We start from the raw sequence: 19,996 nt of genomic DNA, 5'->3' as shown, positions 1-19,996 counted from the left end.
GTACCTCATCAATCCAAAGACAAGGCTTCGCGCTGGATGACTTGGCCCCAGTCGGCCACTTCCTTGGCGATGCGCTGGCCGAACGGCGCGGGCGGCATCATCACGGGCTCGCCCTGGCTGCTGAGCACGGCGCGGATGCGGGCGTCCTGCAGCACGCCCCTGGAGGCCTCGTAGAGCCGGTTGACGATGGCCGGCGGCGTGCCCGCAGGCGCCAGCAGACCGGCCCAGAAGGTGACGTCGAAATCGGCATAGCCGGCCTCGGCCATGGTGGGCACCTCGGGCAGCTGCTGCATGCGCCGGGGCGCGGTGACGGCCAGCGCCACGAGCTTGCCGCTGGCGATGTGGGGCAGCGCGCTCCAGGTGTCGAACTGCGTGTCCAGCTCGCCGCTGAGCACGGCCATCTGGGCCTGCGATGCGCTCTTGTAGGGCACATGCGTGGTCTTCACGCCCGTGCGGTTGCTCCAGGCCGCATAGGCCAGGTGGGCGATGTTGCCGGGGCCGGCAGAGCCGTAGCTGAGCTTGTCGGGATGGCCCTTGGCGAAGGCGATCACATCCTTGGCCGAGCGGATCTGGTGCTTCTGCGCCCACTCGGGGTTGACGGTGAGGATGAAGGGCGCATCCAGCACCATGGTGATGGGCGCGAAGTCCTTGGCGCGGTAGGTGATCTTCTTGTAGATCTGGGGGTTGATGGTGATGCTGCTGGAGTTGGTGACCAGCAGGGTATAGCCGTCGGGCGCGGCGCGGGCCACCTCGCCCACGCCGATGGCGCCGTTGGCGCCGGGCTTGTTCTCCACCACCACGGGCTGGCCCAGCGACTTGCTCAGCGGCTCGGACAGCGCGCGTGCAATGGTGTCGGTGAACGAGCCTGCAGGAAAGCCGACCACGATGCGCACGGGGCGCGTGGGCCATTTGTCCTCCTGGGGGGCCTGGGCCTGGGCCGCCGTCGCGGCGCACAGGGTCAGGCACGGCGCCAGGCACAGGGCCAGGGCGGTGCGGCGCGAGGGCGCGCGCGGTTGTCTGGTTGCCATTGCTTTGTCTCCTTGGGTTTTTATGCGTTCAGGGCCGCAGGCCGAACTGCGGCGCTCCGGCCTCGCGCAGCGGCGCGGCCAGTTCCACGAATTCGCTGAGCAGGGCGCGCGTGTCGCGCGGATCGATCACCTCGTCGATGCCGAAGGCCTCGGCCGTGCGGAAGGGCGAGGTCAGGCTGCGCACGCGCTGCTCGATCTCGGCGCGCTTTTGCACGGGGTCGTCGGCGCCTTCGATCTCGGCCTTGTAGGCCACCTCCAGCCCGCCCTCGATGGGCAGCGAGCCCCAGTTGGCCGAGGGCCAGGCATAGCGGAAGTTGAAGCGGCCCATGTGCTGGTGGCCGGCCGCCGCCACGCCGTAGGCGCGGCGGATGAGGATGCTGCACCAGGGCACGGTGGCCTGGTAGACGGCGGCCAGGGCGCGCACGCCGTAGCGCATGACGCCGGCCTTCTCGGCCTCCACGCCGATCTGGAAGCCCGCGATGTCCACCAGGTTGACCACGGGCAGGTGGAAGGTCTGGGCCATGTCCACGAAGCGCGTGAACTTCTCGGCCGAGGGGCCGTCCCAGCCGCCGCCGTAGAAGTACGGGTCGCTGGCCACCACGGCCACGGGCCAGCCGTCGATGCGCGCCAGCCCGGTGACGATGGCCCGGCCCCAGTGGCGGCCCGTCTCCAGGAAGGAGCCCTCATCGACCAGGCATTCGACGATGGGCCGGATCTTGTAGACCTTGCGGCCATCACGCGGAATGGCCGACAGCAGCCATTCGTCGCGCCGCCGCGGATCGTCCTGTGGCGCGGTGCGCGCAGGCAGCTCGTACACCGACGATGGCAGGTAGGACAGGAAGCGGCGCACGCGCTCGAAGGCCTCCTGCTCGGTGGCCACCTCGTCATCGACCACGCCGTTGCGCGTGTGCACCTGGCTGCCGCCCAGCTCGTTCTTGGTCACGTTCTGGCCGATGCGCGCCACCACGGGCGGGCCGGCATTGAACAGCTGGGCGGTCTCCTTGACCATCACCGAGTAATGGCTGGAGGCCACGCGCGCCGCGCCCATGCCGGCCACCGAGCCCAGGGCCAGCGAGACCACGGGCACGGTGGACAGGTTCTGCACCACCTGGCTCCAGACCTTCATGGTGGGCACGCTGGTGTAGCCCTTGGTCTCGATGTTGCGCACCGAGCCGCCGCCGCCCGTGCCATCCACCAGGCGCACCATGGGCAGGCGCAGGTCGTGCGCCATCTTCTCGGCAAAGATCAGCTTGTCGCCCACGGCGCCGTCGTTGGCGCCGCCGCGCACCGTGAAATCGTCGCCCACCACGACCACGGGCCGCCCGCCCACGCGCGCCCGCCCCATGATGAGGTTGGAGGGCGTGAAGTCCGTCAGCCTGCCCAGGCTGTCGTACTGGCCCGAGCCGGTGAGCGAGCCCACCTCCACGAAGGACTGCGCGTCCGTGCAGGCATCGATGCGCTCGCGCACCGTGAGCTTGCCCGCGGCCTTGTGCCGCGCCACCTTGTCCTCTCCGCCCAGTTTGGCCGCCAGTGCGCGGCGGTATGCGATCTCGTCCACTTCGGGTTGCCAGCTCATGTCGTCGTGTCTCCTTGTGCCTGTAGAGATGCACAAGGCGTGCCAGAACGCAGCGCGTTGAATTCAAAGGATTTTTTCCACAGTCGACCTGCGCGTGTCCACATCAAGGACAACCTCGAAGACACGGGTTGGGCACTGTCTTTCATGGAGACACCACGGGGACAGACCCGTGGCCTGCGCGCCGCTAGAGTGCGTTCACCCCAGCCACTGCCCGCCATGCCCATGCCCAGCTCCCCCGACCACCGATTCGGCGTTCTCGTGTGGCGACGCGACTCGCCCGAGCCCGTGGCGCGGCTGGGCCTGGCGCAGGAGCCGCTGCTGCATGCAGCCGTCACCGAGGCCCTGGCCCGCGCGCACGGCGACGGGCACAACCCCATCGGCCATGGCCAGCTGCTGCACGTGGAAACACCGGGCCCGCGCGGCACGGTGGCCCGCCATGTGGCCGTGGTGCTGGCCGATGCCGAGGGCGAGGTCGCCCTGCTGCGCCCGGCCGACGAGGCGGCGGCGCTGTTCGACATGGTGGCCAGCGTGCCCTTCGCCTTCGCCATCCTCAACATGTTCCTGACCAACCCGTACCAGGCGATCACGGTGGCCGACCATGAAGGGCTGATGCGCTACATCAGCCCAGTGCACGAGAAGTTCTTCGGCCTGGCGCCCGGCACGGCCGCAGGCCGGCGCGCGGAGGACGTGATCCCCAACTCGCGCCTGCCCCATGTGGTGCGCAGCGGCCGGGCCGAGATCGGCGACCTGCAGCAGCTGGGGCCGGGCGTGAGCCGCATCGTCAACCGCATGCCGGTCTACGAGGGCGGCGCCGTGGTGGGTGCCGTGGGCCAGGTCAGCTTCAGCGGCGTGGAGGCGCTCAACCGCATGCAGCAGCGGCTGAACCAGCTGCATGACGAGGTGCAGCACTACAAGCGCGAACTGAGCCAGTTGCGCGGCGGCACGCCCACGGCGCAGATGGTGGGCGCCAGCGCCCCCATGCAAAGGCTGGCCCGCGAGATCGACGCCGTGGCGCGGCTGGACGTGCCCGTGCTCATCCTGGGCGAGAGCGGCAGCGGCAAGGAACTGGTGGCCCAGGCCCTGCATGCGCGCGGGCGCGATGCCGACGCGCCCCTGGTCAGCCTCAACCTCGCGGCGCTGCCGGCCACGCTGATCGAGTCCGAGCTTTTCGGCTACGAGGCCGGCGCCTTCACGGGCGGGCGCAGGCAGGGCCAGCCCGGCAAGCTGGAGCAGGCCGAGGGCGGCACGCTCTTCCTCGACGAAGTGGCCGACATTCCCATGGAAATCCAGGTCAAGCTGCTGCGCGTGCTGGAGGACCGCCAAGTGCAGCGCCTGGGCGCGCACAGCGGCCGGCAGGTGAACTTCCGCATCGTGGCCGCCACGCACCGCGACCTGCGCGGCCTCATCGACAGCGGGCGCTTCCGGCTGGACCTGTTCTACCGCCTCAGCGGCGTGGTGCTGCATGTGCCGGCCCTGCGCCAGCGCCTGGAGGACATCCCGGCCCTGGTTCAGCGCTTTGCCCAGTCGTTCTGCGAGCGCAACGGCATTGCGCTGCCGCGCATCGCGCCTGGCGTCATGCCCTACCTGGCCCGCCAGGCCTGGCCCGGCAATGTGCGCCAGCTGCGCCAGCGCGTGGAAGAGGCCCTGGTGTTCTGCGACGGCCACCTGCTGGGCGTGGACAACTTCGCGCGCCACGAGGACCCGCTGGCCGGCGCACGGCCTTTGCCCGTTGCAGAGGCAGACATGCCCTCCACCGGCGCCGTGGCCCCGCTCAAGGACCAGGAGCGCAACGCCATCCTCGACGCCATCGCACGCTGCGGCGGCAACAAGAAGCTGGCCGCGCAGGAGCTGGGCATCTCGCGCTCCTACCTCTACAAGGTGCTGGGCGCGGCATCGCCCGGCTGAGCCTGTCGTGCCGAAGGCAGGGAATTCGAGACAGCGGCTGGCCGCACCGTTGCCATACTAGGCACCCCGTACCCCCTGCCGTCCCTGCCGCCTCTGCCGCACCCGGCGCCCCGAATGCAAGACACCCGAGACGCGCTCGAACAGCGCCAGATCCCCATCTACTTCGCCGCCGTGGCCCTGGCCGCGGCCGCCGCCTGGGCGCTGCCCGGCACGGGCGTGCTGGAGCGTGCCATCAACCCCGCGCTGGCGCTGATGCTCTATGTGACCTTCTTGCAGGTGCCCGTGGCCGAGCTGCGGCGCGCCTTTGGCCAGGTGCGCTTCCTGGCCGCGCTGATGGTGACCAACTTCATCGTGGTGCCGGTGCTGGTCTGGGCCCTGCTGCAGTTCCTGCCCGCCGACCCCCTGCTGCGCCTGGGCGCGCTGCTGGTGCTGCTGGCGCCCTGCATCGACTACGTGGTCACCTTCTCCCACCTGGGACGTGCCGACGCGCGCCTGCTGCTGGCAGCCACGCCGGCCCTGCTGATCGCGCAGATGCTGGCCCTGCCCGGCTACCTGGGCCTGTTCCTGGGAGACGATGCGGCGCGGCTGGTGCAGGCGGGGCCTTTCCTGCATGCGTTCGTGTGGCTGATCGCCGTGCCGCTGGCCCTGGCCGCTGCCACGCAGCTGTGGGCGGCCCGCGGCCGGCGCGGCGCCAGCGCCTCGGCATGGCTGGGCCTGCTGCCCGTGCCGGCCACCGCGCTGGTGCTGTTCGTGGTGATCGCCTCCGTGCTGCCCCAGCTGGGCCCGGCCACGCACACGGCCTGGAGCGTGGTGCCCGTCTATGCGGCCTTTGCGGTGGCGGCGCCCGCACTGGGCTGGCTGGTGGCACGTGCCTTCCGGCTTCCAGCGCCCGCAGGCCGTGCGGTCGCGTTCAGCGCGGGCACGCGCAATTCGCTGGTCGTGCTGCCGCTGGCCCTGGCCGTGCCTGGCGCCATTCCCGTGCTGCCGGCCGTCATCGTCACGCAGACGCTGGTGGAGCTGCTGGCCGAGCTGGCCTATGTGCGCGTGATTGCGCTGTGGGGCCGGGACCGGGAGCTGGCCCTGGCCCGCGGTCAACGCGATGACGCCGCGCCATAGGCCTGGCGCAGCTGCGCCATGTTGTCCAGCAGCGCTGTCGGCCCGGCGCTGCCCATCAGGTACCAGCCCTTGGGATCGAGGAAGACGACCTGCCCCTTGCGGCCGGCCGCCGTGGCGTGGATCTGCGCGTTGTCGAACACCTTGCGCGAAGCCATGATCTCGCCGCCGCCTGCCGCCTGGCCCGTGGCCGTGTTGCGGTCGATGACGTAGATCCACTCGGGGTCCAGCCGCGCCACATCATCGAAGCCGTAGGCGGTGCCGCGGGCTGGCAGTTGCGCAGCCGATAGCGCCGAGCGCGCGCCGAACACATCGAACAGAAAGCCGAAACGCGATCCCGGCGCCTGCGGCAGGAGCTTGTCGTTCACGGCCATCAGCAGCAGGCCCGGCGCGGCCTGCGAGGCCTGGGCACGCAGGCCCTGCAGCTCGGCCTGGATGCGCTGCACCAGCGCACGGCCCTGCGCCTGGCGGCCGAACAGCAGCGCCAGCGTGGCGATGTTGCGTTCGATATCGGCCAGCATGTGCTTGCCGCTGACGCTCAGGTCCAGCGTGGGCGCGATGCGTCCCAGCACCTCGGCCTTGCCGGCCGAGCGCCCGCCCACGATGATCAGGTCGGGCGCCAGCCGGCTCAGCGCCTCGTAGTCGGGCTCGAACAGCCCGCCCGCCGCAGGCCGCTGCGCGAAGCTGTCCAGATACCGGGGCAGCTGCGCCCGGGGCACGCCTGCGACCGCCGACGCGGGCACGCCCAGCGCATGCAGTGCATCCAGCGCCCCCAGGTCATAAACCACCGCGCGCCGGGGTGCGCCGGGCAGGCTGGTCATTCCCCCGGCATGCCGCACGGACAGCGGGGCCGCCATCGCAGTCCCCAGGAACAAGGCCGGCAGGGCCAGCGCCGCCGCGCGGCGCGTGATATCGAAGGTCATGGCAAAGAATCCCAGGAAAAAATGAATGGAGTTCCGGCCTCCGGAGGCGGGTGCCGCGCCGGGAAGCGGCGCGGCCTGATCCGCAGGCCACGGGCAGCGGCCGCCCTTGCGGCCGGGATGCCTAGAACTTCACGTTCATGCCGATCCAGTAGCGCCGGCCGTCCTGCACCGTGGCGTAGTCCTCGTAGTACACGTCCTTGTCGAACAGGTTGTAGATGCCTGCGTAGAAGGTCACGTCCTTGCTGTAGTTGTAGGAGCCGCCCATGTCGAACATGGCATAGCTGCCGGCCACCCAGGTGCGCGCCGAACGGCCGCCCGTGGGCTGGCTTTCCTTGCCCCGGTAGGACAGCTTGGCCCAGCCCGCCCATTGCTGCGACGGCTTCCAGTTCAGCGCCAGGTTGAGCATGTGGCGCGGCAGCTGGCTCAGCGGCTGCCCCGCGAACTCGCCGCTCTTTTGCTCGGACTTGGTGAAGGTGTAGCTGCTGCTCAGGTCCAGCGTGCGCGCCAGCGGGGCCTTGAACGTGGCTTCGATGCCGCGCGTGATGGCCTTGTCGATATTGACGTTGGTGGTGGGCGTGTTGCCCGAGGAATTGGCAGGCCCGCACTCGGGACAGGCGATGCGCGTGATCTTGTCGTTGAACTCGTTGTCGAACACCGTCAGGCCTGCCGACAGGCCGGCGCCGTTGTTGTAGAGCACGCCCAGTTCCTTGCTCAGCGAGGTTTCGGGCTTCAGGTCGGGGTTGCCGTAGATGTTGCCGCCGCGGCTGGACTGGCCCCAGTCGCCCAGGGTCTGGCGCAACGAGGGCGCGCGAAAGCCGGTGGACACGCCGCCCTTGACGGTCCATTGCGCGTCGAGGTTCCACACGCCATACAGGCGCGGGCTCCATTGCGATCCGCCCTTGCTGTCGTGGTCGTAGCGCAGGCCGCCGGTCAGGGCGAAGTTCTCGCGCAGGCGCCACTCGTCCTCGGCGAACCAGGCGTACTGCGTGCGATCGGCCGTGGTGCGCGCCGAGCCCGGCAGCGTATTGGTCGTCGTGTCGCGCAGGTCCTGCTGGTTGTAGTACACGCCCGTGGTCAGCAGGTGCTGGCGGCCCAGCGGCGCCACCCAGCTGGTGTTGAACACCGTGTTCCTGATGGTCATGTCACGCGACAGGTTGCGCGTTTCCTCGCGCTGCAGATAGGTGTCGGAGGAAGCCCAGCCCCAGCGGCCCTTGTGCTGCAGCGAGTAGTTCTCGCGCTCGAACTTGCGGTCGCTGGGCGCATCGGTGGGCAGCAGGGTCATGCCAGGCGACGAAACGAAGTGCTGGCGCGAAGTGCCGATCTCGGCGATCAGGTCGTGGTCCTTGCTGGGGGTCAGCGCCAGGCGCAGGTTCAGCGAACGGTTGTCGCTCTTGTTGTAGCCCTGGTAGATGCGGTCCTGGTCGCGCTTGCCGTAGTTGCCGTACAGGCTCAGGCCCAGCAGGTCGGTCTTGATCGGGCCTGACAGGTAGAAGTTGGTCTGGTAGGCATCGCCCGAGGTGGAGCGCTCCTGCAGCGTGGCGTCGGCACGCACCGAGCCATGCCAGTTCTTCGCCACCTTGCGCGTGATGACGTTGATCACGCCGCCCATGGCGTCCGAGCCGTACAGCGAGGACATGGGGCCGCGCACCACCTCGATGCGCTCGATGGCCTCCAGCGGCGGAATCCAGCTCTGGTCCGTGCCGGTGCTGCCGTTGGTCTGGGTCTCGCGCGTGCTCATGCGCTTGCCGTCCACCAGGATCAGGGTGTAGTTGGCGCCCATGCCGCGCAACGAGATGTCGTTGGAGTTGTTGTCCGAGGGCGTGAGGATCACGCCGGGCACATCGCGCAGGGCATCGTGCAGGTTGCGGTAGGCGCCCTGCTCCAGTTCCTGGCGCGTGATCACCGAGATCGAGGCCGGCGCCTGGCTGATCTCCTGCTCGAAGCCGCTGGCCGTCACGACCAGGGTTTCCAGCGTCGCCCCGCCTGCTGCCTGGGCCAGCGCGCTGCCCGAGGCCAGCAGGCCCAGGCAGGCGCCCAGCGCGGTGCGGCGCAGGGGAACGACGGTGGAGGGAAACGAAGCACGCAGGGAGGTGCAAAGGGCGGACAGGGCAAAGCCACGGCCCGCCGCGGGGGCTGTGCAGTTGTGCATGGGAAAGCTCGCAAGAAGAATCACGGACGGTCGAACGACCGGGGTGCGCATCCGCTCTGTTGTTTTTGATGAGTGCGAATCGTTCTTATTTTATTTTCCCGTCGACAACGGCCTGGCCGACGGCAGCGCAGCTGCTGTTTTTCTTTACAAGCGGGCCGATCTGTGAGCAATTCATTCAGGATGCTGAATGTTGCCTTGTTCATCAATGACATGCAGGGCCGCCAGTGCCTGGGCGCGTGCAGCGCCCGGCACGATTCACGGCGTTCCGGCGAGCACGGCGGCTTTGTAAAGTTGGCCCGATGTGGCCCGCAGGCAACATCCTGATACGAGGATCAGGCCCACAGCCGCCCCGCATTGGAGACCAGGAACAGCACCAGCCCCACGGCACCGCCGACCACGGTGCCGTTGATGCGGATGTACTGCAGGTCCTTGCCGATGTGCAGCTCGATCAGCTCGGACAGCTCGCGCGCATCCCAGCGCCGCACGGTATCGGCGATGTGCTGGGCCAGGAACTGCGAGACATCGGGCGCCAGCGCCTGGGCCCAGCGCTTGAGGCGCTCGTTCATGGAGCTGCGCAGCGCCTCGTCGTGCGCCAGCGACTGGCCCAGCCAGCGGCCCATGGCGGCGGTCTTGCGCGCCACCTGCGAATGCTCGTTGGCCAGATCCGCCTGCAGCTTGGCGCGCAGGCCCAGCCACAGCGCCCGCAGGTAGCCGGCCAGCTTTTCATCGTGCAGCAGGTAATGGCGCAGCCGCTCGGCGCGCTCGGACATGGCGGGGTCGGACTGCAGCCGCGTGACCAGCCGGTCCACGGAGGCGTCGAAGGCCTTGCGCATGTGGTGCTCGGGATTGCTGGCGATGTCCTGCAGCAGGCTGTCGAGCGCGCCCGCAATGGCGCTGGCGCCCTTGTCGCTGAGCCAGTCCGTGGGCAGCATCTTTTCCTTGAGCGGATGCTCGCGCTTGAGCCACAGCACGATGGTCTGGGCGATCAGCACATGGGTCTCGGCCTCGCGCAGCACGCCGCTGACGCGGGCCAGCACATCGTCCAGCACGGCCTGGTGGCGGCCGTCCTTGGTCAGGCCCGACAACAGATCCGCCGCCGCGCGGGGCAGGTCCACCTGGGCCAGCAAGGCCTTGAATGCCTGTGTTAGAAAGCGCTCCACCTGCCGGTCCTGCACCATCTCCAGCGCCGCCAGCGCCAGCCGCGCCACCTGCCGCCCCAGCAGGGTGCTGTTGGCCGGCGTGGTCAGCCAGCCGGCCAGCACGCGGGCGGGATCATGGCGCTCGATCAGTGCCACCAGCGAAGGGCCGTCCAGGAACTTGTCGCGCACGAAATTCGCCAGGTTCTCGCCGATGCGGTCCTTGTTGCGCGGGATGATGGCCGTATGGCGCCCGACCAGGGGCAGCGGAATGCGCCGGAACAGCGCCGACACTGCAAACCAGTCGGCCAGCGCGCCGACCAGCGAGGCCTCGGTCACGGCCTTGATGCAGGCCAGCCACAGCGGCACCTGCTGCCAGTGCCCCGCCGCCACGGACGAGGCCACGAAGCCCAGCGCCACGAACAGCAGCAGCGCCAGCGGCAGGCGCTTGGCCGACTTCAGTGTTTGACGTTGCTCTGGCGACAGCATGGAGCGCAGCATACGACGCCCGTCCGCCATCCGCATGACGATGCCTGCCGCCAAAGCCTGTCAGCCAGCGCCTGCCTGCGAATTGCGCGGACAATACCGGCTTTCTTCAGAACCCTCTTGCGAGAACAAGACCATGACCGACGCCAACGCACCCGCCGATCGCCCCGCACTGCCCGACCACCTGTCCATCGACCCGCGCAGCCCGCACCATGTGGCCGCCGTGTTCGAGCACGACATCGGCATCCGCTTCAACGGCAACGAGCGCTTCGATGTGGAGGAATACTGCGTGAGCGAGGGATGGATCAAGGTGCCGGCCGGCAAGACGGTGGACCGCAAGGGAAGGCCCCTGCTGATCAAGCTCAAGGGCGCCGTGGAAGCTTTCTACCGCTGATTTCCGGCCGGTCGCAAGGCCGGCCGCAACCTCTTCAGGAATCAGCGGGCTTCAGCCCGCATCGGCCCGCGGCGCCGGCGGATTCCTGAACTTCTCCCGCAGCTCGGCGCAGTGGTCCTTGGCGGGCAGGGCATCCGTCTTCTGCAGCCAATCCACATCCGAGGCCTGCGCCACCGATGTCTCCCCCGCCTGCGCCACGGCCACCTTGGCGCCTGCGGCCTCGGGCAGCCAGCTGGGAATGCCCACGCCGCGCAGCACGTGGCCGCGCCCGGCCACCAGCAGCACGGTCTTGCCGGGCTTGACAGCGGCCCTGGCCACCTCGGCCATGCTGGCGTCGCGGGCCAGCTGGATGCGGGCCATGGGCGCCAGCTGGGTGTCGGGCAGCAGGCCGCAGTGGCCTTCGCGGATGGCGTCGAGCTGGCGCTGCCAGCCCTCGGGCGGCAAATGGGTGTCCAGGTTTTCGTTGCGCATGGCCTGCTTCATGTCGGCGCGCGGCAGGTTGCCGCCCAGCACGGGCACGCCCGCGCGCACGGCGGCCATGACCACGCCGCGGTAGCGCGGCCAGGGCCAGGCCGCGTCCTGCCATTGCAGGGCCTGCTGCACCGCGTCCTCGGAGGCATCGCGCGCCAGGCTGGCCGTGGAGCCCGTGCGCGGCGCCATCTCGATCACCAGCGCGGCCAGGCGCTCCTGTTTTGCCAACTGCTCCACCGTGGCCTGCTGCCAGGCCTGGTGGGCGACCGCATCGTGCTGCTCGCCCAGCAGCACGATGGGCGCGTCGGACCAGCGCTGCAACTGCTGCGTCCAGTCCCGCGCCGGGGCGGAGGAGCTGGCGCAGCCGGCAAGGGCTGCCGCCAGCAATGCGGCCGCAGCCAGGCCGGCAAGGCGCGGGGTGCGGATGAAGGGGCGGGGGATGGAGCGGACTTGCATGGCCCCATGCTAAACACTGGCCTCGCCCGGGGACGCCATAGGCCCTGTGGGCGTTGGGGGCAGTTGAAAGGATCCTAGGAATCGGGGCGGGGGCACGGCGCAAACGGGTGGCGCTTGATTCAGGTCAAGACGCGCAAATGTGCCGTGGCTACAGTGCAACCATGCATGGCAAGCCCTCGCTTTCGACCAAGCTGCTGCTCATGGGCGCAGCCTGCCTGCTCGCGGCCGTGGCCTCCATTGGTTTCACGCTGTGGGTGGCCTGGCAGCTGGAAGGCGGCGCGGCGGCGGTGAACGAGGCCGGGCGGCTGCGCATGAGCATGGTGCGCATGGCCATGGCGCGCCAGAACGAGGCGCCAGCGCAGTGGCAGGAGCGCGCACGGCAGTTCGACGCCAGCCTGGACCTGCTGCGCAGCGGCGACATGTCGCGGCCGCTGTTCGTGCCCTGGAGCGATGCGGTCAGCGCGCGCTACGAGCGCATACGCGGCGACTGGAGTGCGCTGCGCACGCAGTGGCAGGCCGAGGACCATGTCGATGCGCAGGCCATCATGGGCAGTGCCGATGCCTTCGTGCGCGAGGTGGACGGCTTTGTCGAGGCCATCGAGGACCGGCTCTCGCGCTGGACGGCCATCCTGCACCTGTTTCAGATGTGTCTGATGGCGCTGGCCATCATCGCGGCCGTGAGCTTCATGGCCACCAGCTACTGGCTGGTGCTGCATCCCGTGGGCCAGCTGCGCTCGGCGCTGGAGCGCATGCGCCGCGGACACCTGGACACGCGCATGAGCGTGGAGGTGGACGACGAGTTCGGCCAGCTGGCGGCCGGCTTCAACCTCATGGCCCAGTCGCTGCAGAGCTCGCACGCCGAGCTGGAGGACAAGGTGCGCGAGAAGACCGCCAGCCTCAACGTGCAGCACCAGCAGCTGCAGGCGCTGTACGCGGTCAGCGTGCAGGCGTCGGAGGCCGCCAGCCTGCAGTCCCTGGCCGAAGGCTTTGTGCGCCAGGTCCGCCTGGCGGCCCAGGCCGATGCGGCCACGGTGCGCTGGTCCGACGAGGCCAACGAGCGCTACGTGCTGCTGGCCGGCGACGGCCTGCCCCAGTCCATGTCGGTGCAGGAGCACTGCCTGCACACGGGCGCCTGCCTGTGCGGCCAGCCGCGCGAGCAGGCGCGGCTGCGCGTGATCCCCATCACGCCGGCCAGCGACCTGCAGCTGCCCCACTGCCGCGAGGCCGGCTTCCAGACCGTGGTCAGCATCCCCGTGCAACTGCAGCAGCGCCTGCTGGGCGAGGTCAACCTGTTCTTTCGCTCCACCGTGGTGCTCACGGACGACATGCGCGACCTGCTGTCCGCCATGGCGCGCCACCTGGCCAGCGCCATGGAAAGCCTGCGCGCCACGGCGCTGGAGCGCGAGGCCGCCGTGGCCGAGGAGCGCGGCCTGATCGCGCGCGAGCTGCATGACTCCATTGCCCAGTCGCTGGCCTTTCTCAAGATACAGACCCAGCTGCTGCGCGACGCCGTGGCCAAGGGCCGCGACGAGGCGCGCGACCGCAGCCTGGGCGAGCTGGAAGTGGGCGTGCGCGAATGCTATGCCGACGTGCGCGAGCTGCTGGTGCATTTCCGCACGCGCACCAGCGCCGAGGACATCGAGGCCGCGCTGCGCGCCACGCTGTCCAAGTTCGAGCACCAGACGGGCATTGCCACCTCGCTGAGCATGTCGGGCCAGGGCCTGCCGCTGGCGCCCGACGTGCAGATCCAGGTGCTGCACATGGTGCAGGAGGCGCTGTCCAACGTGCGCAAGCACGCGGGTGCCAGGCATGTGGAGCTGCGCGTGGGGCGCCACCCCTGGCGCCTCGAAGTCTGCGACGACGGCTGCGGCTTCGTCCCCGCCGCCGTTGCGCCGGACTCGCTGCATGTGGGCCTGGGCATCATGCGCGAGCGCGCCCTGCTGGCGCAGGCGCTGGTCCATGTCCACTCCCGCCCCGGCGAGGGCACGCGCGTGCTGATCGAGCTGCCGCCGTCGGCCTCGGCCGGCGCGTCAGCGCAGGCCCTCCCCTCGAACGCGTGACACGCTCCCGCCAGAAAAAGACCGCCCCATGTCCTTCTCCAGCCCCATCTCCGTCTTCGTCATCGACGACCACACGCTGTTCCGCCGCGGCCTGATCGCCCTCATCGCCCAGGACGCAGGCCTGCGCGTGGTCGGCGAGGCCGGCGACGCGGGCGAGGCCCTGCGCCTGGTGCCCGCGCTGGCGCCCCAGGTCATCCTGCTGGACAACCACCTGCCCGGCGTGCTGGGCGTCGATGCCATCGCGGGCCTGCGGGCCGCATCGCCCGGCAGCCGCGTCGTCATGCTCACCGTGAGCGAGGACGGCCAGGACCTGGCGGCCGCGCTGCGCAACGGCGCCCAGGGCTATCTGCTCAAGACCATCGACGGCGACCTGCTGTCCGAGGCCCTGCGCCGCGCCGCGCGCGGCGAGCCCGTGGTCAGCCCCGAGATGATGGGCAAGCTGGTGGCCGCCTTCCAGTCCCAGGGCGCGCCCGAGCCCCAGGCGCCCGAGCCGGACGAGGCCCCGGCCTCGCCGCTGTCCCCGCGCGAGGAAGAGGTGCTGGTCCAGATCGCCCGAGGCGCCAGCAACAAGGAAATCGCCCGCACGCTGGACATTGCCGAGACCACGGTCAAGATCCATGTGCAACACATTCTGCGCAAGCTCGGCCTGAGCTCGCGCGTGCAGGCGGCGGTGTATGCGTCGGAGCGGCAGCGGGATTAGCGGCCTACGCTGTGGCTGAAGCCCAACCATCCCCAGCACACCGCAGCGCCCAGACCCAGGCCAGCGCGGCCGCCACGGTCAGCCCGGTGAGCATGGCTGCCGCGCCCATGGCGTCCAGCGCCACGCCGGCCGCCAGCGGCACCAGCATGCGGCTGGCGGCGAACAGGCTGGCCTGCAGGCCGTAGTCGAAGGCCTGCCAGCGCGGGCGGGCGAATTGCATCATCAGTCCGAAGACGCAGGCCGAGGAGGCGCCCATGGCTGCTGCCACGCAGGCCACGGCCGCGACCAGGCCCGGGGGCGGGGCGCCGGCTGCGATGACGGCGGCCAGCAGTGCCAGCGCCGCCACGTTGCAGCCCGCATACAGGGGCAGGGCGCGCCGGGTGCCCAGGCGGCGCGTCAGCAGGGGCGAGGCCGCGCCCGCCAGCGCAGCCACCACGCCGCCGCCCATGCCGGCCAGCAGGGCGGCCTGGGCGGGCGCGAAGCCGTGGTCCAGCATCAGCGGCTTGAGGTAGAACCAGGCCGCGCCGATGAAGGGGAAGTAGCTGACCAGCACCAGGGTCCAGCGCCAGGCGCCGGGCTGGGCGCCATAGCCGCGGACCATGGCGGCCAGTCCAGCTTTGGGCGCAGGCAGCAGCACAGGCGAGGGCGCATCCCCGGGCTCATGGCGCACCACCCAGGCCAGCAGCAGGGCGCCCAGCGCCAGCGCGCCGGCCAGGCAGAGGAAGGGCGCGCGCCAGCCCCATTTCGCCTGCATGAGCAGCATCATCCCGCCGCCCACGATGGCGCCCAGCGACAGCGCGGCCGCGCGCACGCCCCCGGCGCGCATGCGCTCGGACGCGGGCAGCAGGCGGATGGCCAGGGCGCTGACGGGAATGTCGGCCCAGGTGGCGGCCAGCGCGGCCGCGAAGGCCAGGCCGAACAGCCACAGGCGCTCGGCCAGCAACTGCTGCCAGCCCAGGGCCAGCAGCACGGCCGCATAAGCCAGGCACAGGGCCAGCGCCCAGGCGCGGTAGCGCGGCTGGCCGTTCGCGCTGCGCGCTTCCACGGGCGCGGCCAGCGCGAACTTGATCAGCGCGGGCAGCCCCGCCAGCTGGAACAGGCCGATGGCCGTGCCCGACCAGCCATGCTGGCGCATGACCAGGGGCAGGCCCAGCCAGAGGTAGACGCTGGGGGCGGTGAGCGCCAGGTGCAGCCAGCCGAAAAGTGCCTGGAGCAGCCAGACCGGGCGGGGAGCTGCGGCCTTCATGGCGCGGCCTTGCGGGCAATGAGCACGGCCAGTGGCGCCATCGGAAACTCGCGCGACTCGATGCGTTCGATGCGCTCGAACCCGGCCTGCGCCAGCAGCGCCTGCAGCTCGCCGCGCCGCGTCACGCTGCGGCCCAGCAGGCGCATGGGCAGGTAGTAGGGCAGGGTGCGCAGGGCGGCTTCGGGCGTCTCATCCACCTCGGCATGGGCGCAGACGAAGACGCCGCCGGGCGCCAGCGCGTCAAACACCTTGGCCACCACGGCTGCCGCATCGGGCACGAAGTGCAGCACGGACGAGCACCAGACCAGGTCGTAGCCGCTGCCTATGCCGTCCGTGGCCAGGTTGCCGCCCAGCGCGGTGAAGCGGTCGGACAGGCGGGACTGGCGGGCGTTGTCCGCCGCCACGGCCACGGCCTCGGGCCAGTCGAAGACGCTGGCCTGCAGCGCGGGCTGCTGGCACAGCAGGGCCAGCGCGATCCAGCCGGGGCCGCCGCCCAGGTCCAGCATGCGGCGCGCGGCACCTGCACCCGCACCCGCACCGGCAGCGACCTCGGGCACCTGGTCCAGCACCTGCAGCGCGGCAGGCACGCTGACGGCGCGCTGCTCCTGGCCGATCTGGGCGCGCGCGGCGGCGGCCCAGCCTTCGGCATTGCCCGTGGCCAAGGGGGCGCTGCAGGCCGAGCCGTCCCCGGCAGGGCCGTGCTCGACCAGGCCGCGCAGCAGCGTGGCGGAGTGGCGCAGCGAGCGCAGGCGGAACAGCCAGGCCGCGCCGCAGGACTCGGGCGATGCGCTGTGCAGGTAGCGCAGCGCATCGGTGGCCAACAGGTAGCTCACGGGCTCGTGCTGGCCGCGCCGCAGGAGGCCCATGCTCCACAGCAATTCCAGCCAATGGGAGGTATTGGCCTCATTCCAGCCCTGGGCCTGGGCCAGCTCGGCCGGCGTCTGGGGCGTGGCCAGCCGGTCCAGCGCCCCCGATTCGAGGGCCAGCACCAGGGCCTCGGCCTGCACCTGGGCGGCGGCCAGGTCCCACAGCGGTTGCAGGGCGTGAGAGGGGGCGTGGGGAGGGGATTCACGGCGGGGTGTATTCATCGGAAGGTCCTTTTCACGAAAGGGAGTCACATGCGCCAGGTCAGGCGCACGCCGAACTCGCGCGGCGGGCTGTAGACCACGACCTGACCATTCAGGTAGCCCACGGCGTCGTAGCGGCGGTTGGCGGCATTGCGCAGGTAGGCGGCGATTTCCCAGGACCCCTGGGCATAGCCGGCCGACAGGTTGAGCAGCCCGTAGCCGGGGCGGCGGTAGGCGTTGGCGGCGTCCAGGTAGACCTTGCCCGTGCCCTGCACGGCGGCCTGCGCCCACCAGCGGCCGGGCGCGTCGTACCGCAGCGCCACATGGGCCGTCATGTCGGGCGCAAACGGGTTGCGGTGGCCGTCGTAGACGGCGGCGCCGTCGCGGAAGCTGCCGAAGCGCGTGCGGTTCAGGCCCAGGGCGGTCTGCAGCTGCCAGCCGCCGCCGAACACATAGTCCAGCTCGAAGTCCGCACCCGTGGAGCGTGCCCGCGCCGCATTGGTGATGTAGACCACGCCCGGCAGGCCCATCTGCTGCACCTGCATGTCGCGCACCTGCTGGGTGTAGACCGAGGCCGCATAGCGCAGGCGCTGCCCCAGCAGCCGGCCCTTGGCGCCGATCTCCCAGGCGCGCACGGTCTCTGGCTCGTAGGCCGCATAGCCCATGGCCGGAGAGAACACGTTGAAGCCGCCCGCGCGGTAGCCCTCGCTGAGGCTGGTGTAGATCTGGCCCTGGGGCGACCACTGGTATTGCAGCGAGAGTTTGGGACTCAAGCGCGACCAGTCGTCGCTGCGCGCCGCCGCGCCCACGGGGGCCAGTTCCACGCGGTTGCGCTCCACGCGCGCGCCGGCCGCCAGCGTCCAGCGCTCGGACAGCGGGACGGTCCAATGCGTGAACAGCGCCGCCGTGCTGCCCATGAGCCCGGCCGTGGGCCGCATCAGTGCGGCGGGCAGCTTTTGCTCGTAGCGCAGGTCATGGTCGTCGCGGTCCAGGTACAGGCCGGCCAGCCAGCGCGCGTTCCACAGGCCTGCGGCCTCGCCCTCCAGGCGCAGTTCCTGCGAGGTCGTGGCCAGGCGGTAGTCGCGCCGCACGTGGAGCAGGTCGGCGCGCTGGAAGTCCGTGTCCTGCAGCACGCGGTCATCGAAGACATTGCGCGCGGTGATGGAGCGCAGCCGCAGCCCCGAGGCAAAGCGATGCGAGACATCGAGCGACAGCGTCTGCCCGCGCGAGCGGTTCCAGCTGTCCGTGCCCGAGTTCACCGTGGCGCGCGGCGCGGCAATGCTGCCCCATTGCGCGGCGCCGTCGTTCCAGCGCTGCTGGGCGTAGCGCAGCGTGGCCTCGGTCTCGGCCGTGGGCGTCCAGCGCAGGGCCAGGCGGCCGCTGGCGCGCTCGCGGTCGTCCACGCGCGCTCCCGTCGCCTGCTGGCGTATGAAACCGTCCTGCGCGTGCCACTCGCCCGACAGGCCGATGTAGAGCTGGCCCGGCACCAGGGCGCGGCCCAGCTCGAAGCTGCCTGCGCGCTGGCCGTGGTGGCCGGCCTCGGCGCTGATCGATGCATACGGCGTGTCGCCGGGCTGGCGCGTGACGATGCTGACCACGCCCGCTTCGGCATTGCGGCCGTACAGCGTCGATTGCGGGCCGCGCAGCACCTCCACGCGGTCCACGCCCTGCAGGTTGTGCTCGAAGCCCTGGGCCATCAGCGTGGGCACGCCATCGACCAGCAGCAGCGTGGACGAGGAGAACGACACGAAGTTGGCCGTCAGCCCGCGCATCACGGGCGGCTGCACGCCCGACTGGCCGAAGGCCTGGAACACAAAGCCCGGCACCTGGGCGGACAGCGCGTCCAGCCCGCGCACGCCGGCCGCCTCCAGCGCCGCGCCGTCGAAGACGGAGACGCTGGCGGGCACGGCGTCCAGGCTCTCGGCCTGCTTGTTCACCGTGACCGTGATCTCGGGCAGGGTGGCTTCGGGCGCCTGGCCCTGGGCCGCCACCGTGAAGGGGGCCAGGGCCAGCGCGGCCGGCCAGCGAAGGGGGAATGCCATGGTTTTCTCGTCCTCTCCAAAAAGGAATCTCGTTGGAGACCGATGCTAGGGAAGATGAGAATCGCTATCATTTGAAAACGTATGCGCGCCGGAGCATTTCCTATGCGAAGCGCGCCTCCATTCCTCGCACATGACCTCCCGCATCCCTTCCTCGCTTGCCTTGCCCCAGCCCTGTGCACCGGGCTGGACGCGGCATGCCCTGCCCGCCGAGCTGGGCGACTGCCATGCGGAGCGCTTCACGCTGGGCGACGGCATCGTGCTGGCGCGCTCGCACTACTGCCCGCTGCGCGATCTGGCGGAGGACAGCGTGCAGGCCGATGCCTCGGACCAGGGCCGCACCCTGGTCATCACGCTGGGGCTGGCCGGGCAATCGGGCTTTGTGGCGCGTACGGGTGCGGCGCTGCGCTTCGGCGCGGGGCAGACCACGCTGGCAGCCTTTCGCGGCAGCCAGGGCGAGCGCCGCTATGCGGCCGGGCAGACCGTGCGCCAGTTGCGCCTGCTGCTGTCGGGCGCGGCGCTGGACCGCTATCTGGGGGCCGAGCTTTCGTGGCGGCTGACGCAGGTGGACGGCGCGGCCGGCGTGCGGCCCTTGGACCACCGTGCCAGCCTGCCGGCCAGTCTGGCGCTGGCGCGGCGCCTGGCCCAGCCGCCCGGGCACCAGCCCACCGATGCGCTGGACCGCCACATCGCCATGCTGAGCCTGGCCGCGCTGGAGCTGCGCCACCTCGCTCCTGCGCCGCAGCCGGCCAAGGCGGCACTGCGCTGGTCGGCCGACGAACTGGCCCGGCTGGAGCAGGCGCGCGAACTGCTGTCCACCCAGATGGACCGCGCGCTGACCCTGGCCTACCTGAGCGCCGCCGTGGGCCTGGGCGAGCACCGGCTCAAGCAGGGCTTTCGCGCCGTCTTCGGCACCACGCCCCAGGCCCTGCTGCTGGAGCTGCGCATGCGCCGCGCCTGGGCGCTGCTGGAGACCGGCTGCCAGGTCGCCCAGGCCGGCTGGCAGGTGGGCTATGCCCATCCGTCGAACTTCAGTGCGGCATTTGCGCGGTTCTACGGGCGCAGCCCGAAGTCCGTGTTTGGCCGCCGCTCCTGATCTGCGTCAAGCCTTTTTGTCCCCGATAGTTCTTTGGAACTAGGCCCGCCTGCGCGCTCCTAGTTCTTCCGCCTTGTCCGAGCGTACGGCTGGCGGATGTGCGGCGCGGCCCTCGCGCGGGACCATGGAAGCCATAGCCCCCACGAGGAAA

General features: G+C 70.6%; 16 protein-coding genes. 7 read left to right on the top strand and 9 right to left on the bottom strand.

Going from position 1 to position 19,996, the window contains the following annotated elements:
- Positions 1-8 precede the first annotated feature (8 nt).
- Positions 9-1,028, bottom strand: a complete 1,020-nt coding sequence (locus tag A4F85_RS18595; protein WP_063327405.1) for a tripartite tricarboxylate transporter substrate binding protein — start codon at positions 1,026-1,028, stop codon at positions 9-11.
- Positions 1,029-1,056: 28 nt separating this feature from the next.
- Positions 1,057-2,604, bottom strand: a complete 1,548-nt coding sequence (locus A4F85_RS18590) for an acyl-CoA carboxylase subunit beta (protein WP_046241328.1) — start codon at positions 2,602-2,604, stop codon at positions 1,057-1,059.
- Between the two features lie 222 nt (positions 2,605-2,826).
- Here A4F85_RS18590 and A4F85_RS18585 point away from each other — a divergent pair, with 222 nt between their 5' ends.
- Both A4F85_RS18585 and A4F85_RS18580 read left to right on the top strand, forming a co-directional pair.
- Entirely contained in the window at positions 2,827-4,509 is a 1,683-nt protein-coding gene (locus tag A4F85_RS18585) for a sigma-54 interaction domain-containing protein (RefSeq protein WP_034390017.1), read from the top strand.
- Positions 4,510-4,623: 114 nt separating this feature from the next.
- Positions 4,624-5,625 carry an arsenic resistance protein gene (locus tag A4F85_RS18580; RefSeq protein ID WP_063327404.1) on the top strand — a complete coding sequence of 334 codons (1,002 nt, stop codon included), beginning with the start codon at positions 4,624-4,626 and terminating at the stop codon, positions 5,623-5,625.
- On the opposite strand, the gene A4F85_RS18575 is transcribed toward A4F85_RS18580, so the two are convergent.
- Positions 5,601-6,545, bottom strand: coding sequence for a siderophore ABC transporter substrate-binding protein (locus A4F85_RS18575; protein ID WP_063327403.1), 945 nt, complete (start codon positions 6,543-6,545; stop codon positions 5,601-5,603). The two genes, A4F85_RS18580 and A4F85_RS18575, sit on opposite strands and share 25 nt — an antisense overlap.
- A gap of 121 nt (positions 6,546-6,666) precedes the next feature.
- Positions 6,667-8,694: a ligand-gated channel protein gene (locus A4F85_RS18570; RefSeq protein WP_063327402.1), complete on the bottom strand. Its 2,028-nt coding sequence runs from the start codon at positions 8,692-8,694 to the stop codon at positions 6,667-6,669.
- Between A4F85_RS18570 and A4F85_RS30685 the strand changes: the two genes are divergently transcribed.
- Entirely contained in the window at positions 8,693-8,860 is a 168-nt protein-coding gene (locus A4F85_RS30685; RefSeq protein WP_156517036.1) for a hypothetical protein, read from the top strand. The genes A4F85_RS18570 and A4F85_RS30685 overlap by 2 nt on opposite strands.
- Before the next feature lie 166 nt (positions 8,861-9,026).
- Here the strand turns inward: A4F85_RS30685 and A4F85_RS18565 are convergent, their stop codons facing one another.
- Positions 9,027-10,331, bottom strand: coding sequence for a DUF445 domain-containing protein (locus tag A4F85_RS18565; protein WP_080736788.1), 1,305 nt, complete (start codon positions 10,329-10,331; stop codon positions 9,027-9,029).
- 121 nt (positions 10,332-10,452) lie between these two features.
- Between A4F85_RS18565 and A4F85_RS18560 the strand changes: the two genes are divergently transcribed.
- A complete protein-coding gene (locus A4F85_RS18560) occupies positions 10,453-10,710 on the top strand; it encodes a DUF3297 family protein (protein ID WP_012203034.1) in 258 nt (85 codons plus the stop codon).
- Positions 10,711-10,761: 51 nt separating this feature from the next.
- Here the strand turns inward: A4F85_RS18560 and A4F85_RS18555 are convergent, their stop codons facing one another.
- A complete protein-coding gene (locus A4F85_RS18555) occupies positions 10,762-11,637 on the bottom strand; it encodes a ChaN family lipoprotein (RefSeq protein ID WP_063327401.1) in 876 nt (291 codons plus the stop codon).
- 161 nt (positions 11,638-11,798) lie between these two features.
- Here A4F85_RS18555 and A4F85_RS18550 point away from each other — a divergent pair, with 161 nt between their 5' ends.
- A complete protein-coding gene (locus A4F85_RS18550) occupies positions 11,799-13,697 on the top strand; it encodes a type IV pili methyl-accepting chemotaxis transducer N-terminal domain-containing protein (RefSeq protein WP_063328025.1) in 1,899 nt (632 codons plus the stop codon).
- 28 nt (positions 13,698-13,725) lie between these two features.
- A complete protein-coding gene (locus A4F85_RS18545) occupies positions 13,726-14,397 on the top strand; it encodes a response regulator (protein ID WP_012203037.1) in 672 nt (223 codons plus the stop codon).
- Between the two features lie 4 nt (positions 14,398-14,401).
- Here the strand turns inward: A4F85_RS18545 and A4F85_RS18540 are convergent, their stop codons facing one another.
- The 3 genes from A4F85_RS18540 to A4F85_RS18530 are packed head-to-tail and all read right to left on the bottom strand — an operon-like array spanning position 14,402 to position 18,752.
- Complete coding sequence (locus A4F85_RS18540; protein WP_063327400.1) at positions 14,402-15,643, bottom strand: MFS transporter; 1,242 nt, start codon at positions 15,641-15,643, stop codon at positions 14,402-14,404.
- Complete coding sequence (locus A4F85_RS18535; RefSeq protein ID WP_063327399.1) at positions 15,640-16,731, bottom strand: class I SAM-dependent methyltransferase; 1,092 nt, start codon at positions 16,729-16,731, stop codon at positions 15,640-15,642. Before A4F85_RS18535 ends, A4F85_RS18540 begins: the two co-directional genes overlap by 4 nt.
- Positions 16,732-16,757: 26 nt before the next feature.
- On the bottom strand, positions 16,758-18,752 hold the full coding sequence (locus A4F85_RS18530; protein WP_063327398.1) for a TonB-dependent receptor: 1,995 nt from the start codon (positions 18,750-18,752) through the stop codon (positions 16,758-16,760).
- A gap of 130 nt (positions 18,753-18,882) precedes the next feature.
- Here A4F85_RS18530 and A4F85_RS18525 point away from each other — a divergent pair, with 130 nt between their 5' ends.
- On the top strand, positions 18,883-19,845 hold the full coding sequence (locus tag A4F85_RS18525) for a helix-turn-helix transcriptional regulator (RefSeq protein WP_063327397.1): 963 nt from the start codon (positions 18,883-18,885) through the stop codon (positions 19,843-19,845).
- Positions 19,846-19,996 lie beyond the last annotated feature (151 nt).

Origin of the sequence: Delftia sp. GW456-R20 (genome assembly GCF_001622915.1) — a bacterium.
Classification (GTDB): Bacteria; Pseudomonadota; Gammaproteobacteria; order Burkholderiales; family Burkholderiaceae_C; genus Comamonas; species Comamonas acidovorans.
This window is presented reverse-complemented; position numbering and strand designations above follow the sequence as displayed.

Coding starts and splice junctions, on each gene's coding strand:
- A4F85_RS18550 (WP_063328025.1), top strand. CDS start 11,799: ATGCATGGCAAGCCCTCGCTTTCGACCAAGCTGCTGCTCATGGGCGCA.
- A4F85_RS18530 (WP_063327398.1), bottom strand. CDS start 18,752: ATGGCATTCCCCCTTCGCTGGCCGGCCGCGCTGGCCCTGGCCCCCTTC.
- A4F85_RS18570 (WP_063327402.1), bottom strand. CDS start 8,694: ATGCACAACTGCACAGCCCCCGCGGCGGGCCGTGGCTTTGCCCTGTCC.
- A4F85_RS18595 (WP_063327405.1), bottom strand. CDS start 1,028: ATGGCAACCAGACAACCGCGCGCGCCCTCGCGCCGCACCGCCCTGGCC.
- A4F85_RS18555 (WP_063327401.1), bottom strand. CDS start 11,637: ATGCAAGTCCGCTCCATCCCCCGCCCCTTCATCCGCACCCCGCGCCTT.
- A4F85_RS18535 (WP_063327399.1), bottom strand. CDS start 16,731: ATGAATACACCCCGCCGTGAATCCCCTCCCCACGCCCCCTCTCACGCC.
- A4F85_RS18580 (WP_063327404.1), top strand. CDS start 4,624: ATGCAAGACACCCGAGACGCGCTCGAACAGCGCCAGATCCCCATCTAC.
- A4F85_RS18525 (WP_063327397.1), top strand. CDS start 18,883: ATGACCTCCCGCATCCCTTCCTCGCTTGCCTTGCCCCAGCCCTGTGCA.
- A4F85_RS18565 (WP_080736788.1), bottom strand. CDS start 10,331: ATGCTGCGCTCCATGCTGTCGCCAGAGCAACGTCAAACACTGAAGTCG.
- A4F85_RS18540 (WP_063327400.1), bottom strand. CDS start 15,643: ATGAAGGCCGCAGCTCCCCGCCCGGTCTGGCTGCTCCAGGCACTTTTC.
- A4F85_RS18560 (WP_012203034.1), top strand. CDS start 10,453: ATGACCGACGCCAACGCACCCGCCGATCGCCCCGCACTGCCCGACCAC.
- A4F85_RS18590 (WP_046241328.1), bottom strand. CDS start 2,604: ATGAGCTGGCAACCCGAAGTGGACGAGATCGCATACCGCCGCGCACTG.
- A4F85_RS18545 (WP_012203037.1), top strand. CDS start 13,726: ATGTCCTTCTCCAGCCCCATCTCCGTCTTCGTCATCGACGACCACACG.
- A4F85_RS30685 (WP_156517036.1), top strand. CDS start 8,693: ATGGGAAAGCTCGCAAGAAGAATCACGGACGGTCGAACGACCGGGGTG.
- A4F85_RS18575 (WP_063327403.1), bottom strand. CDS start 6,545: ATGACCTTCGATATCACGCGCCGCGCGGCGGCGCTGGCCCTGCCGGCC.
- A4F85_RS18585 (WP_034390017.1), top strand. CDS start 2,827: ATGCCCAGCTCCCCCGACCACCGATTCGGCGTTCTCGTGTGGCGACGC.